This is a genomic window from Paenibacillus sp. FSL H3-0302 (genome assembly GCF_037982245.1).
GTDB classification, from domain to species: Bacteria; Bacillota; Bacilli; order Paenibacillales; family Paenibacillaceae; genus Paenibacillus_AQ; species Paenibacillus_AQ odorifer.
On record NZ_CP150284.1, the window covers coordinates 3,262,095 to 3,277,378 of the forward strand.

Below are 15,284 nucleotides of genomic sequence, written 5' to 3' on the forward strand. Positions count from 1 at the left end.
TTAACCAAAAGAGAAGTTGAGGTAATCCACCTATGAATGTGAATGTAACCGATCATGCCGATTCAGCCTATTCGCTAGCTGAGCAGAGGGCGGCTCAGTATTTTGTTTCACTGCACATGCAGTTCAAAGAAAAAACTTATGTATCTACTCTCACTGAAGATATTCAATTATGGAAAAAACATCATATTCATCGCCGCTCATGGTTGTCATTTTTCTCTAGAGGGAAAAGGAAACCTGATTCGCAGGATTATCATAGGTATATAGGCTGGCTGAATCTTAACGGTAAATTGGATGATTATTTAGATCGCAGCGTGTCCTATTTATATATGAGGGATCTGGGCAAAGCCTTGGATTCTACTGATACACAAAACAGGATTCAGCGAATGGTTGCTGACATTAGATCTCAATTGATCCCAGACGATTCAACAACGATAAGAGATCAATCGGAATTTATGAGTTTGGCAGGAGTATATCGCTGGGCGCAGAAAGAAGGCGTCGAGACCGCCACCATCTGGGTGATCGACAAGCTAAAGAACGTATCAACCCATATTCCGCAGGAAATGAATGCCGAACAAGCGCAGCGTAAGTTAATTAAGATCATTATCGGGGTCATTCTGCATGTAATGGAGGAAATGGGGGAGAGTACCCCACCTTTGGAACGTTCTAAGAAGCTTAGTGAAGCCATTAGACTTGGTTATTCTTATGGGCTGACTTACCCTTTTATTGATGATCTTCTCGATTCCAGTGTCTTAACGGTTCAAGAAAAAGAGCAATTTTCCCTCATGATACGCGACGCTATCCTTACTAGATCTGTGCCTGAGCTTGGAGAATGGTCCGGAGAGAACATGGAATTCATTCGATACGTACATTCGGAGCTTAGTGAAGCTTTCGAATATATTAAAAGCTATCAACGTCCAGAAATGCAGAACATATTCTTCGAGCAATCCTTTGTGTTTTTTCAATCTCAGGAGCTGGACCGTGTTAAGGAACTTTCCAATGCTAAATACACCAATGAAGAGCTTTATATCCCCATTATCTTAAAATCCTCTTCTTCCCGTTTAATTGTCCGATCCGTTATTAGTGCACCTACAGATGATGGATTTGATCAACGCACTTTTTATTATGGTCTTTACAATCAACTGGCTGATGATTTTGCAGATATGTTTGACGATATGAAAGAGGGAGCGGTAACGCCGTATACCTATTTTCTGAAATACCGTGATCAACGTTCAGATTTGATAAACCCTTTTGAATTATACTGGACCGTCATCTCTCATCTAATCCATTCCGTATATCACTCCGATGCCAAAACCCGTGAAGTGATTCTAGATCGAGCAATTAACGGTTTGAAGCGTTGTAAAGTACGTGTGGGTACTGAAAAGTATAAAGAGATTATGGAGATCTTTGCTTCGGGTCAACCCGAATTTAATCGACTCGTGCAGCAAATGGTGTTGAAAGCTGATGATGTGGATTTTTTTGACAAACTACTAAGAGATCAAATGCTTACGAATTTAAAAAACAACAAGCAGGAAAAGGTGGATTTTCACAATACGATTCAAAAGGTTCGTGGTGAAATCAACAATCAATTGCCGATTAATAAACCTGTTGGGACACCAGCTATGAAAGAAATGTTAATTGATGCAGCCAATTATAGTTTAGAGGGTGATGGCAAGCGAATACGACCTATTCTGACTTGGGTTATGGGGGTGAACGAATACGGATTAGACAGCGCGGCAATTGTGCCGCTTTTGAGGTCTTTGGAATATATGCATACTGCATCCTTAATTTTCGATGATCTGCCCTCTCAGGATAATGCCCCCACTCGAAGAGGCCGTTCAACTCTACATGAGGTGTATAATAGCGCAACGGCGGAATTGACAGGACTCTTTCTAATTCAGAAGTCGATTGAGGAACAGGCATCCCTTTCTACATTCGATGCTAAATCCGTAATTGCTTTAATGCAATATTCAGCTCAAAAGGCGGAAGATACCTGCATGGGGCAAGCGATGGATTTGAATTCTAAAGGGAAAGCATTGACGCTAGAGCAATTAAATATGATTTGTTTCTATAAGACGGGCATTGCGTTCGAAGCTTCACTAGTTATGCCAGCGATTCTCGCACAGGTTAAGGAGATAGAAATTGAAGCTTTGAAGAAATTCGCTTATCATGCGGGGATTGCTTTTCAGATTAAAGATGATTTACTCGACTTGGAAGGGGATTTACAATTACTGGGTAAGCCCACAGGGCAGGATGTTGAGAATAACAATGCAACGTTTGTCTCCATTCTGGGTTCAGAAGGCGCTAGAAAAGAGATGTGGGAGCACTATTGTCTTGCCATGGAGGCGCTAAAAGAGATCCCCCGCAATATCAATTTTTTAAAACATCTATTGAATTATATGGTTAATCGTGATCGATAAATATGAAAATGGAGTATTGGCATCTTTGCCAGCACTTTTTTATGAAAAAAATCAATCGTTTTTACGTTCAACTCCGTCTTACTTATAAGAACATCAGAACGATGACTTTATCCTAATACCGACACTGACAAAAAAAGAGGGGGTGTGGTGAGTGGTGGATAGGACGATGGACGAGGTCAGAATGGTTGATTTTGCCCGAATGGATGAGGAAGTTTTCTTTAAACGCCTGTATGTGGAGCATCGGAAAATGTACACCGTCGCTTATAGTTATCTACGGACAGAAGCGGACGCGTTAGAAGTTGTACAAGAGGCTTCATGTCGAGCCTGGATGAAACGTAAGAAGCTTAAAGATGAACAGTCATTTACACCTTGGTTGATTCGAATTACGATCAATTGCTGTATGGATGAACTACGACGAAAAAAACGAGTGATTCCTACGGAGAAGCTGGCAGAGGTTGCAACTCAGGAAATGAAAAGTAACGACCGGATTGATCTGGAACGTGCTCTGAACCGATTAAAGCCCAAATATCGGCATGTGGTACTTCTTAAATATTACAATGACATGACTACAATCGAAATCGCAAAAGTGCTAAAAAAACCTGAAGGTACAATCAAAACCTGGTTACGCGAGGGACTTAAACAGCTTCGTAATGTGCTGAAGTGATATGGGAGGTGAACGGAGTGACAGATAAAGAAGATCGTATTTTGCAGAAAAATGTTGATGAAATGAATCAGAATACTGAAACTTTACAGGAAATGAAAATTTATAACGCGATGCGAAAGGGAATTAGGGAAGGAAAAAAACGTGAGAAACGCCGCGTTTATACCGCAGGTTTGGGAGTGATCGCAGCTGCAGCCGCAGCCCTTTTATTTACATACTCTTCAATCGGGTTACCGGCCAAGGAAGTGGCTGAACCTTCAGTTCAAACCGCCAGCCCTAAAAATACAGATGATTTTGCAGCTTATCGTTCATTTTCAAGGTTAGAACCAGCGCTTGCTAGTGCTCTGGAAGAGAATCTCGTGATGCCGGTGGGTCAGAGCGCGGAAAACAAGGGGTACCGAGTGGATGTAACTGGTGCAGTAACAGATGGAAGGAAGGTGTATATTCTATACAGTGTTCAGAACAATACAGACAAAGAAGTTATACATGCGAATTTTGCGCTTCAATATGAAGGCATACAGGAGTCGAATCTACATAAAGGTGCTGCACTAAGTATGCTTGCCAGCGATAACCGAATTCAACCAGGCCAGTCTAAGGATTTTATATACACTACTAGTCTTTCACCAACGGTTAAATATCCAAAGGAAGTAAACTATAATGTCATTCTCACTGAAACTTCAGATAAGGCGCTACAATCCAGTAGTAATAAGTACCGGACTAATCTGGATGTTGCTTTCGAACTTAATCCTGATATGCTCAAAGCACAGGAAAGAATTCTAAAAACGGATAAAACGCTGACAGTTGACGGGCAAAAGATTAAAGTGAATCTAGTGCAATATACACCGCTTAGTACCTATGTAGATTTGGAGTATGATCCGAACAATGATAAACAAATTTTCCAATTGATTAATCCAGTTCTGATTAGTACAAATGGGGGAGCTACCGAAAAATTATTTTACCCCGACATCATCAACTCTGACAATTCTGAAGTCTATTCGGACAACACCAAGTTTACACTGGTGTTCAGGAACAGCCAGAGCAGTCTAAACCGTCAGCCAGACACCGTTTCATTAAAAACCTTTGGTATCTCGGCAGTGGAAAAGAATAAAATGAAAATTGTTGTCGATCTCAATAAGCAGCAAATCATTGAAGCACCGGGAAGTGGCCTTGAGCTTGTTGTTCCAACGCAAGAGAATTATGCAGATGAAGGAGAGATCTTGTTGCGGCATACAATTACTGATGCCGAATATTTAAAATACTACACTAGACTTGCTGAGACTTTTACTGATGCGGAAGGAAATGTGCATAAAAGAGCAATCAAAACAACTTCGGCAGGAAACTTCGGTGGCTACATGACTTCAAAGGATGGTACAGCCGTGGATGAAATGCGTTATACTTTTGGAAAGGGAGCGAAAGATTATCCTCAACCCCTAACGATTACGCTAGAGAAATATATTAATCCGATTATGGATACGCAAGCCGTAGAGTTATTTTCTAAGTAATAGATTAAGCTTAACGATTAATAATCTTGTATTTGTTGTAATCCTATAGGAGGTAGTTATGCGTAAATATAACACTGTAATCTTTGATGTGGATGGAACCCTAATTGATACAGAAATCGCTGTTCTGAGTTCTCTGCTAAAGATGTTAAAGGTGGATCATAACAGAGAGTATGAATTGTCAGAGCTCTATTTTGTGTTAGGTATTCCCGGTTCAGCTTCATTACCACAACTTGGGATCGAAGATATTCATGAGGGCAATGAGAGATGGAATGTTTTCATGAAAGATTTCTATGATACTATTAACATCTTTGACGGAATTGTAGATGTAATGAGTTCATTACAGTCAAAAGAGATCGTTCAAGGAATTGTTACTTCCAAGACAAGAGATGAGCTAAATGACGATTTCGTTCCATTTGGCTTAACTAAATATTTATCATATACCGTTATCGCAGAAGATACAGCAAAGCATAAGCCACATCCAGACCCCTTGCTAGAATTTATTAGAGTATCAAAAGCAAACCCTGAATCATCTATTTACATAGGGGACACGATTTATGATTATGAATGTGCACGAGATGCTGGTGTCGATTTTGGATTAGCTTTATGGGGATGCAAGCAGCATGAGCATATTCCCGCGAAATATAAATTTGAAACTCCGCAGGATATTTTAAAGCTGCAATTGTAAAGTGAATAGGGTGAATATATAGCAGAGCGGCATTTTGCCCTCTGTTTTTTTAATGGAAAAACCTTCATTGTATGTTCTTAACATTGACTCTTCTCTATCTTATCGTTAATATTACCTCTGTGCTTCATTGCCCAAAAGCCTAAAAGCTTAAAAGCTTAAAAGTAAGGAAGCACCGCAATCTCCGAATTTTATCCCAATCACAATGTTAAGGAGCACTATCGTTATGGACCGTCAGCTTAGTTTTTCAAAAAGTATGATTATTATCGCTTTTATTTTTGCACTTCTTTTTGTATCTATTTTCCTATTAAAAGCAGAACCTCATATCCCTCTTCTCGCAACCACAGTTGGCACAGCAGTCTTATTGGGTTTATTTGGCGTGTCATGGAAAGATATTGAGGCAGCTATCATTAAAGGCATCCAAACAGCTATAATGCCCATTCTTATCCTCATGCTGATCGGAATATTGATCGCTGTATGGATGATGAGTGGTACGGTGCCTACACTTTTATTTTATGGTATGGATTATATTAATCCGAACTACTTTGCAGTAAGCGCGTTATATGTCACAATTGTCGTCTCTATGTTTACTGGAAGCTCATTCACCACCGTTAGCACGATCGGCGTAGCTTTGATGGGTATTGCTTTGACGACAGGGATTTCTCCCACACTTGCTGCTGGAGCGATCATTTGCGGAGCTTGTTTTGGTGATAAAATGTCACCTTTATCTGATACTACAAATTTTGCACCTGCAGTGGTAGGTATATCCTTGTTTACACATATTCGTAATATGATGTACACAACGATTCCAGCGCTTATTATAACTACTGTCTTTTTCTTGTTCGCACCAAAAGCCGATGCGATTGATTTATCGTCGATTCAGGGGATTAAGTTTGCTCTACAAGATGGATTTCATATCCACTGGTTAACGTTGATCTCACCACTTGCCGTTATTATTTGCTCAATCAAACGAATCCCAATCCTTCCTACACTGATGGTTGGCATTGTCACTGGTCTTCTGGTGACCGCTATTATTCAGCAGCAGGCAGAAATCGGTGTCTGGTTCAGTGTGATGCAGAATGGATACGAAAGTACTATTGCCAATGAAACCGTTGCTTCTATCGTTAACCGAGGTGGAATGCAATCAATGATGAGTTCCGTTTCACTTATCTTGATTGCTTTATCATTAGGCGGGCTAATACAACATTGTGGTGTCATAGAGGCTTTTTTTCGCAAAATCATTCAACCCCTCAAACGTAAAAGCAGTATCGTGCTTATGAGCGGCGCATCATCCATTGCGGTTAATGGGATGACTGGTGAACAGTATCTTTCTATTTTGTTGCCTGGTCAAATGTTCAAAGATGAATATAATCGCCGAGGCATTCCAGCAAAGACACTATCCCGTACGTTAGAGGATTGTGGAACCCTTGTTAATCCTTTAATTCCTTGGGGAGTTAGCGGTGCTTTTTTCGCTGCTACACTAGGTGTGCCGGTAATTGAATATATACCTTATGCCACCCTTCTGTGGTTAAGCCCATTCATTACGTTTGCGTATGCTTTGATCCCGCAGCTGCAAAAGAATTCGCTAGGCTAACCTTCTCTGAAAGAATGTATTTATTGAACGGATATAAAGAATAATAAGAGTGATTTCTGATTTATATCTGGGGAATTCAGCGGGGGTATTGCTAGTGAGTCGCAATAAGTTGCAGGATAGAATCAGGTTAGCAAATGTCGAGACTAAACATGCAGAGCAATTTAATAATTTATTACGTTATGTATTTCAAGTGACGAATCGTGATTTACAAATCTTTGGTTGGGAAAATCGTGAAATCACCCAAGCGAAGCTGCCAGTTCTAAAGTATGCTGATGTGGTCGGTTGGTTTGATGGTGATAAATTGATTTCACAGTTAGCAGTATACCCATTTCAAGTAAATATTTTTGGGCGAATTTATGAGATGGGTGGCCTGACGGGTGTTGGAACCTATCCCGAATATGCTAATTTAGGTTTAATGAATAAGCTGATGTTGCATGCATTAACTAAAATGCGGGGCCGCAAGCAATCAATTTCTTATCTATTTCCGTATTCTATTCCGTATTATAGGCGGAAAGGCTGGGAGATCATTACCGATAAAATCTCATTTGAAGTTCCGGATACCCAGCTGCCGAAAACTAAAAAAGTTCCTGGGAACGTGGAGCGGGTAACTATTGAACATCCAGATATCAAGGAGATATATGATCAGTTCTCCATGCAGCATCATGGAGCTATGCTTCGAAATAAGTTGGCTTGGGAAGAATATTTACGCTGGGATCTGGATGAAATGACAGTGGGCATCTACTATAACAATGAAGATTTGCCCACAGGGTATTTGTTGTATTGGGTTGCTGAGGAGATCTTTTACATCAAAGAAATGGTATATATTAACGAAGAAGCTCGCGTGGGATTATGGAACTTTATAAGTGCACATTTTTCGATGATTACTCTTGTCAAAGGGGATATTTATAAAGGGGAGCCGCTTTTCTTCGTTTTAGATGATGGTGACATCAAGGAAACCATTGCTCCTTATTTTATGGCCCGGATAGTGGATGTGCAATTATTTATCGAACAGTATCCGTTTAAAAAACAGGATAAAGATGGTTGCCTTATCTTCACCTTGAGTGATCCGATGCTGGAATGGAACCGGGGTACATTTACACTTAATGTGGATAAAGATGGAACAGGTGTTTTGCACGCAGGAGGGACTAACCCTTCCTTGTTGATTGACATTCCTACTTTAACCACGATGTTAATGGGCTATAAGCGACCTACCTATTTGGCTAGGATCGGTCGGATCCAGGCAGATGAAGCTACAGTTCAATTCCTGGAAGGGTTAATCAGGCCAGAACATCCTTATTTCTCTGATTATTTTTAAAAAGCATACTCTAATGAGTGTGCTTTTTTGTTCTTTTATAGTAGAATTGATTCTCGGCAACACTAAATGATATGGGGTGTAAGAATGGCGATTAATTTCACCAAACCAATGATCCAAAGGTTAGAACAAGAAATCATAGAGGTAGAGAGCAAGCTCAAAAACGTGAAGAACAAAAAAGAAAAATCCAAAATCAAAATTAATCAATTAGAACAGGATATGAAATTTAGCAAGTCTCACACAGATTTGAGCAGTAAAATGACGCGAATCAAAAAGCTTAACGATGAGATTAAGAACATGAATCGACTGCAAGCTGATCTTTCCAAAGAATTAACAGCAAAGAAAAACTCGTTAAAAAAACTCCAGGTAAATGCATCTATAGTGACCAGTGATCCTACTAAAGGATAATCGATCATTTAGACGCTAGAAAAGAATAACGTAAATAACGCTATAGCGTTCAGTTAACAGGTTAATTATAGGGAGCTACTACTATAATCAACCTGTTTTTTTGCTGTCTACTTATTCTTACAGCAGTGATTAGAATAAAAAATAAAAGAAAGGATTTAAAGTAAAATAATGGGAAGTTAAGCCGATATATTGGTGTGTGCTCCAAATACTTAAGTTTTTAAAGATGAAGTAGTACATAAAGACCTGAGGGGGCGAAAAAAGTAGTGCATTGGATGGTCTAAGTGTAAGAACTGGAGGTCATAAATGGCATTGGACAAAATGGTATTTAAAGAAGATGAAGTCGAACGCCTGCGGACAAAAATCAGACTGGTAAGCCAAGATACCAACCGGCTGTACTTGCAGCTGAGAGGTCAGACCAATAACTGGGGTGGTATTCCGCTAGGTTCAGATTTGATACGAGCTCAGACGCTTATCAATGAACTGACGGTAGAAGCTGAAAAGCTTGAAGATATTATTCGTCTTGCACTAAAAGGTGTTCAAGGCGCACAGGATGAGAACAAGAGGCAGGCTAATCAACTTTTTCAGCAGTTTAGCACTCTTGGAGGGATGTTCGGAAAACTTGGGGGAGGCAGTGCAAGTGGGCAGTTTCCGATCCCAACGTATGCCCAGAAGATGGTCACGAAACTGATCACCTCGGTTGCTGCTTTAATGGGACGGGATGAGTTGAATAGCGATCCTTTGGTGCAGAAACTCCAAACAACGGTTAAGAATTCCGGGCCGGGAACGGTCGACTCTATTGCAGCCCATAGCAAGCTGAAGGATATCTACCAGGCACGGGATCAAATTGCAAAAGCGCAGACCGCATATAAAGTCTATCAAGCGTTTGGAAACAAGACTCAAATGGACGCAATGCATAACCTGGCGGAAGACGCACGCCAAAAGCTGAAATATCTAGGCATAGACGAAGTCCATTACCAAGCAGGTAAGGACCTAAGTGGGTATTTCAAGAAACCAGCGGTTAAGGCGTGTGATTATGATCCGTCAATTACTACCAGCAGCGTAGCATTAGTTCAGAATGAATCGTATCTGCTGATGATCCGAATGGCGATGGAATCAGGAGAACAGGGAGCCTGGGCTAAGCGCCAACTCGTAGGGGAACGACTAAATATTCCACCGATGGAGCTGCCAGATGGGACACCGATTACCGCATATAACAATAAGAATGAGATAACACTCAACTATTTTAAAGCGCATGTATTAAAACCTAACGAAACCAATTCAATACTGGCGTATTATTCATGGTTGGAATCAACCTACGGAATGACCGAGTGGCGAAAAAAAGTGGTACAAGCGGATGCGGTTACGCGCGCATTTATGGGATCACTTATCGAGGAAACCGTTATGGGTGTTGTGGATACAGTAACGTTTACATTCCATTTTGTCATTGACCCGGAGAAGACGACACAGGAAATGGCAGATACAGCATCTTATCTCATGCAACATCCAGAAGTATTGGCAGAAGCAGCGAAGAAGATGTATCATAACTTTAATGAGGGAACGCCGGAGGAAAAGGCTTCCATGCTGGGTGCAGCTGCTTCTGTATTGGTACCGGGGCTATCTGTGACTAAGGGTACAAAGGTAGGAAAAGTGGCCGATGGGGTACAAGATTTTGCTACTAAAGCGATGGAAGGCGTGAAGGACCTTAATAAAGTCCTCCAGAATTCCGGTCACTTGGCTGAACTCCCGAAATTCAAGTCATTTTTAAGCACGCCAGAAGGTGTGCCTTTCAGTGTAGGAAAGATCCCCATGGATTCAAATTCACTGCCCAAAACATTTGTGCAGGAGCATTATATAAATGAGATGAATGGGTTTGGGGATGTGAAAGGTGGTAAGATTGAGGGGACGGGTGAAGTTCCTAAGATTAAAAGTGCTAAAGAGGTTGAGATTGTAAACCAAAGAGGAGAATCACTTGGTGAATTTGATGAAATTGATCTGGTGAAAAAGATTTTTTACGAGGACAAGTCTGCTCAAGGTCTTGACAGAGTTAATCCTAAAACGGGCTTACCTGCACAAACTCCACAGCAATTTGCTGACAAGCAAATACTGACAAAAACTCGAAATCGAATTAATGAACTTCAAAATGCAACTTCTACACGGGCAACAAAGAATGGATCGACAGAAATACCAGATCTCGATAGTATTAAGAATATTCGAGAATTTGTTTTCAGATTAGATGGAAATACACCTGAATTGAAACAGGCAGTTGAAAACAGTTTGAATCAGCTTAGAAAAGAATTTCCTGATTATAAATTCAGTGCTGTTTTTGGAGGTGAATAACAGATGGCAATTAGTGTAATGATCCTTGATCCACAAAACGATTTTGAAAAACACTTCTTTCTTCCAGTTGCTACGGAATCCTTTTTCAAAGAATGTTGGATACCTGCCATCCAATCCTTAGGATTAAGATGGGTAGATCTTTTTTCAACAGGAGTTGATGTAGAAGAGGAAGATTTGCCAAGTATTCTTGCTGAACTTGATCAATTAAAAGAGTGGGCGGATCAGAATCTAGAAGAAGAACAGAAAACCAAATTATTTGAAAGAGTAGAAGGAATCAAGGAAAAGTTACCCAATGCATTTCAACGTAAAGACGCAGTTGTATTTATAGGATAGTTTTGATGTCACAATCCTATGTTCTCTTTAATACTTAGTAAATATTGTGGGGGCTACCCAGTGCCGAATGAACTCATCATTCACGCAAGAACACATCTCACCCAAGTAATACCCGTATAATGATTTCTCGATTTCGTTTGTACGCACATCAAATGCTTTAATTTTATAACCTAAACAACGCTATTCCGTTACATTGGACAGGTCGATTATGGTCAGATACTACCATGATTGACCTGTTTTTTTGTTGTCTTCGTTTTCTTTCGGTTTTTTCAAATTTACTCGCAACTGTAGAATACGCCGCCCCGATAGAGAGAAAAAAAGGCAAAGCATCATTTGGAACAGTTAGCCCGACTATTAATATTGTCAGAACTTATCTGCAAATTGTTCGCAACAATCTGGCTACTTGCCGCGTGGTAAGATTAGGGATCAAGGTTTGAAAGAAAGAGAGACAGGAATAGATTTGGAACAACAAGGTAAACTAGGGAAAATAGTACGTGACCCACAAGGAAATGGTGGAGCGGAATTTATTGATACAACAAATAACATTAAATGGAACGTTAAAAGTTTCCTATCTTACCCAAATGGTCATACATCACCTAAAAAAGGTGCATTTACAGTAAATAATGCGATGAAAGCGATTAATAAAGAACTGGATAAAAACTACAATATAATTGTGGATAAAAGAGACATGATTCTTGAACATGTCGAGCAGTTAAAAGAAGCAATAGAGAAATCTGGAATATCAGATAGGATTATTTGGTATCCATAGCTGGAGGTTAGGTATGACAACTGAAAACAAAGATATTATGATTCGATTAGAATCACATCGTATTTGGATTGAAACTATTGGAGAACAAGGTGAGAAACTAGGTATAGACGAAATTGATTTGCGTAATGTGGAATTATCACATTATCCATTAGACCAAGCAAATATTACTGCTTGTAATTTTGATGGTATGAACTTAAATCGTAAAGATTTCTCTTTATCTTTACTTAGTTCATCAACTTTTATATCTACAAGTTTAGAGGGGGCAGACTTTTGTAAATCTAATGTCTCATATGCGGACTTTACAAATGCTAAGGTTAAAGGAGCTAGATTTGCTGATTGTGAATGTATTGAGACAGTGTTTATTAAAGCTGATTTATCAGATGCTAATTTAGTTGCTGGACTTTTTGATGAAACGGATTTTCGGAATGCAATATTATTTAATGCGGATGTACGGTTAGCTACGTTTGAAGGAGCATTGCTAAAAGGAGCTATATTAACTGGAGTTCGGGGGCTTAAAGAGGCTTTTATTAAAAGCATCAATATTGGGTCTCCTGAACAACCGAATATTCTAGTAGGTGAAGAAGCTAAAAAATGGTTAAACGATAACATTTTGAGTTATGAGTAAATTTCAAAACAATGTTAGATAAGTTAATTTTTACGGAATAATACAACCAACAAAGCAAAAACTTAACCATTCAAACACTTGATAAACTTTTAAAGCTCGTTCCCGCTTGTACCATAAGTAGAAATGAGTTTTTGTCAATTATAGGAACCCAAAAAGCTGGGATAATAAAAAAGTTTAGAATGTTTATCACATCTTGAAAACAGAATAAAAGATTAGAGTTAGTTTACTTGATCATTCTTATTACGAAGAAAAATTGCAAAAATAGAGTGTTTCATCCGAAGTTAAACCAATTTATACCCTAACTAATGGGAAGCCTAAAGTCGAATAGGTCGATTATGGTTAAACCGCGTAGCTGGCGGTTTTTATTTTTTTACCAGCTCATTTGTTTCTCCCCTTAACAAGGAAATCTCATGCTTATAGGGTGCGTTTACATATTTCTTTTCACCGATGGAGGGAGTCTCTAGGAGTTTGGGGATAGTTGTTAGTTGAGGATGGTGGACCACATATCTTAGCGCCTGAAGGCCGATATATCCGTACCCTATATTTTCGTGCCTGTCTTTATGTGAGCCCATAATATTCTTTGAATCATTGATGTGAATGACTTTTAGGCGCTCTATTCCGATCAATCGATCAAATTTATCCAATATGCCATCAAAATCTTCTTTTACGTTATAACCGGCATCATGGATATGGCAAGTATCCAAACAAATTGATAGACGCTCATTATGGGTCACTCCATCAATAATAGCTGCGAGTTCTTCAAAAGAGACTCCACATTCACTACCTTTTCCAGCCATAGTTTCTAATGAAACCTGAACATTTCGTTTATCTGTTAGCACTTCGTTTAAGCCTTCCACGATCCGAGAGATTCCAGCTTGAGAGCCAGCACCAACATGGGAGCCAGGATGTAGGACGATTTGGGTTGAACCCAAAGCTTCTGTTCTTATGATTTCTGATTGAAGAAACTCTATACTATGCTCAAAGACCTGTGCCGAAAGTGTATTTCCTAAGTTAACAATAAATGGAGCGTGTACAATAATATTAGAAATACCGTTATCTCTCATATGAGCATGTCCTGCTTCAATATTCAAAGCTTCAATGGGTTTGCGGCGTGTATTTTGTGGGGCTCCGGTATAAAAAAGGAAGGTGGTCGCTCCATAAGAGGCTGCCTCTTCACTAGCTCGAAGGAGCATTTTTGTTCCGGTCATAGACACATGAGAGCCTAGGAGTAAAGACATCGGGGTTGACACTTCCTTTCCTCTGAAAAGAGAGCCATATTTAGTCACTATATATCCTATATGTCTATTATTATTTGTGAATTACCCGGATTATATGTATTGGTATTACAAGAAAGTAGGATGTTTTTTAGGGAAGATCAAGGTTGTCTCATCTGATTTATTATTTATGAGTGACAACCTTAGCGACCCGGAATTTAGCGCTAATTAGCGGCGGAAATAGTCTCACCTTGAATTGGTTTTAAATTTTTCTCCCATTTAACTCTGATTGCCCGGGAAGTGAATAGATCAGCTCCATCTGAGATTTGGAAGTGTAGATGGGCCTCGCTCGTATTACCAGAATTACCTGTTAAGCCAATAACTTCACCTTTTTCGACTTTATCCCCCGGTTTTACAGTAACTGTCCCTTGTTTGAGATGCGCCAAATGACTATATTCCCCGCCATGATCAATGACAACGATATTTCCGGTAGCTTGATTCGGATTCATGACCCCAACTGGCTCATTGTCTTTAATGTCATTCACAACCGATACAACGGTGCCGTCCGCTGGAGCGAGAATGTTTTTGCCAAAGGCATAATAGCTTTCATTTTTTAGTGGATCTCCTGTATAGGAATAGTTATCTTTGGTTTGGATAAAATCGTAAGCGTACCGCTGGATTTCTAACTCATAATGATAATTCACAAGCACATTCTCACCACCCCAAAATACATACCAATCTCCCTCAAACGGCAGTGCGTATTCATGTTTGCTTAGTACATTGTCGGTTTCAGGAGAAGGGGTAAGCTCTTGAACTTGAATTAATGTAATCGTCCCATCCGGATCAAACATCCCGACAAGCCCCTTATTGCCAGCATCACTAACCCATGTGCGTCGATCAAATCCATTAAGCTGCATGGTCGATGCCTTTTCCAATGTATGGATACCCTTAGTGAATTCTTTTCCTGTCTCTGTTAATTCTGCTTCACTTATTTCATCTTTTAAAGGCTGATTAAAGCGGGCATACAACTCCTTGTACTTCCCGTCCAGTAGAATCTTTGATAGTTCATCTGGAGCAAATCCGCTCAGAATGGCAGCTGTGGCCGGGCTTGTTGTCTGCTCCGCCTTTTCAGTAGTCGGCACATCTGCATTCTCTCCTCCACAGGCAGCCATTAATAAAGACAATGACCCTACAGCCAAGGCAGTTCTTGTATTCAAAATAACTTTATGAATGATTTTTTTAGGTTTTTTGTTCATATATGTCGCCTCCCAGTATTACGATTGTAGCAGTCTATCCTTAGCTCTTCTGAAATTCTATATTAACACTTACATAATTTACTAGCTGTTTAATGAATACGAATTAAGCTTCCGTTAAGATTAGTAAGATTGCTAGCCAAAAAAATCATGCTATGATGTTAAAAACGTCTATTG

At 39.7% G+C, this 15,284-nt stretch carries 13 protein-coding genes; 11 read left to right on the forward strand and 2 right to left on the reverse strand.

Going from position 1 to position 15,284, the window contains the following annotated elements; translation table 11 throughout:
• Nucleotides 1-32: 32 nt before the first annotated feature.
• From MHH50_RS14570 to MHH50_RS14620, 11 genes are all read left to right on the forward strand, one after another.
• Nucleotides 33-2,417: a polyprenyl synthetase family protein gene (locus MHH50_RS14570; protein WP_340034520.1), complete on the forward strand. Its 2,385-nt coding sequence runs from the start codon at nt 33-35 to the stop codon at nt 2,415-2,417.
• Between the two features lie 166 nt (nt 2,418-2,583).
• Entirely contained in the window at nt 2,584-3,081 is a 498-nt protein-coding gene (locus MHH50_RS14575; RefSeq protein WP_076125874.1) for an RNA polymerase sigma factor, read from the forward strand.
• Nucleotides 3,082-3,098: 17 nt separating this feature from the next.
• Nucleotides 3,099-4,580 carry a DUF4179 domain-containing protein gene (locus tag MHH50_RS14580; RefSeq protein ID WP_340034521.1) on the forward strand — a complete coding sequence of 494 codons (1,482 nt, stop codon included), beginning with the start codon at nt 3,099-3,101 and terminating at the stop codon, nt 4,578-4,580.
• Between the two features lie 58 nt (nt 4,581-4,638).
• Entirely contained in the window at nt 4,639-5,265 is a 627-nt protein-coding gene (locus tag MHH50_RS14585; RefSeq protein WP_076190403.1) for an HAD family hydrolase, read from the forward strand.
• A gap of 223 nt (nt 5,266-5,488) precedes the next feature.
• Complete coding sequence (nhaC, locus tag MHH50_RS14590) at nt 5,489-6,856, forward strand: Na+/H+ antiporter NhaC (RefSeq protein WP_076190402.1); 1,368 nt, start codon at nt 5,489-5,491, stop codon at nt 6,854-6,856.
• 94 nt (nt 6,857-6,950) lie between these two features.
• Nucleotides 6,951-8,171, forward strand: a complete 1,221-nt coding sequence (locus MHH50_RS14595; protein WP_076309392.1) for a GNAT family N-acetyltransferase — start codon at nt 6,951-6,953, stop codon at nt 8,169-8,171.
• Between the two features lie 84 nt (nt 8,172-8,255).
• Nucleotides 8,256-8,576: a hypothetical protein gene (locus MHH50_RS14600; RefSeq protein WP_340034522.1), complete on the forward strand. Its 321-nt coding sequence runs from the start codon at nt 8,256-8,258 to the stop codon at nt 8,574-8,576.
• Between the two features lie 303 nt (nt 8,577-8,879).
• Entirely contained in the window at nt 8,880-10,913 is a 2,034-nt protein-coding gene (locus tag MHH50_RS14605) for a hypothetical protein (protein WP_340034523.1), read from the forward strand.
• Nucleotides 10,914-10,916: 3 nt separating this feature from the next.
• A complete protein-coding gene (locus tag MHH50_RS14610; RefSeq protein WP_076220658.1) occupies nt 10,917-11,246 on the forward strand; it encodes a hypothetical protein in 330 nt (109 codons plus the stop codon).
• Between the two features lie 433 nt (nt 11,247-11,679).
• Entirely contained in the window at nt 11,680-12,015 is a 336-nt protein-coding gene (locus MHH50_RS14615) for a hypothetical protein (protein WP_076307777.1), read from the forward strand.
• Between the two features lie 13 nt (nt 12,016-12,028).
• Nucleotides 12,029-12,640 (forward strand): pentapeptide repeat-containing protein, encoded by a 612-nt coding sequence (locus MHH50_RS14620; RefSeq protein ID WP_312150615.1) that lies wholly within the window; start codon nt 12,029-12,031, stop codon nt 12,638-12,640.
• 362 nt (nt 12,641-13,002) lie between these two features.
• Here the strand turns inward: MHH50_RS14620 and MHH50_RS14625 are convergent, their stop codons facing one another.
• Nucleotides 13,003-13,878: a deoxyribonuclease IV gene (locus MHH50_RS14625; protein ID WP_076190399.1), complete on the reverse strand. Its 876-nt coding sequence runs from the start codon at nt 13,876-13,878 to the stop codon at nt 13,003-13,005.
• 200 nt (nt 13,879-14,078) lie between these two features.
• On the reverse strand, nt 14,079-15,110 hold the full coding sequence (locus MHH50_RS14630; protein WP_340034524.1) for a M23 family metallopeptidase: 1,032 nt from the start codon (nt 15,108-15,110) through the stop codon (nt 14,079-14,081).
• Nucleotides 15,111-15,284 lie beyond the last annotated feature (174 nt).

Bases quoted from the DNA above. Each gene is read 5' to 3' on its own strand.
- MHH50_RS14625 (WP_076190399.1), bottom strand. From the start codon at position 13,878: ATGTCTTTACTCCTAGGCTCTCATGTGTCTATGACCGGAACAAAAATG.
- MHH50_RS14620 (WP_312150615.1), top strand. From the start codon at position 12,029: ATGACAACTGAAAACAAAGATATTATGATTCGATTAGAATCACATCGT.
- MHH50_RS14610 (WP_076220658.1), top strand. From the start codon at position 10,917: ATGGCAATTAGTGTAATGATCCTTGATCCACAAAACGATTTTGAAAAA.
- MHH50_RS14600 (WP_340034522.1), top strand. From the start codon at position 8,256: ATGGCGATTAATTTCACCAAACCAATGATCCAAAGGTTAGAACAAGAA.
- MHH50_RS14575 (WP_076125874.1), top strand. From the start codon at position 2,584: ATGGACGAGGTCAGAATGGTTGATTTTGCCCGAATGGATGAGGAAGTT.
- MHH50_RS14570 (WP_340034520.1), top strand. From the start codon at position 33: ATGAATGTGAATGTAACCGATCATGCCGATTCAGCCTATTCGCTAGCT.
- MHH50_RS14630 (WP_340034524.1), bottom strand. From the start codon at position 15,110: ATGAACAAAAAACCTAAAAAAATCATTCATAAAGTTATTTTGAATACA.
- MHH50_RS14605 (WP_340034523.1), top strand. From the start codon at position 8,880: ATGGCATTGGACAAAATGGTATTTAAAGAAGATGAAGTCGAACGCCTG.
- nhaC (WP_076190402.1), top strand. From the start codon at position 5,489: ATGGACCGTCAGCTTAGTTTTTCAAAAAGTATGATTATTATCGCTTTT.
- MHH50_RS14585 (WP_076190403.1), top strand. From the start codon at position 4,639: ATGCGTAAATATAACACTGTAATCTTTGATGTGGATGGAACCCTAATT.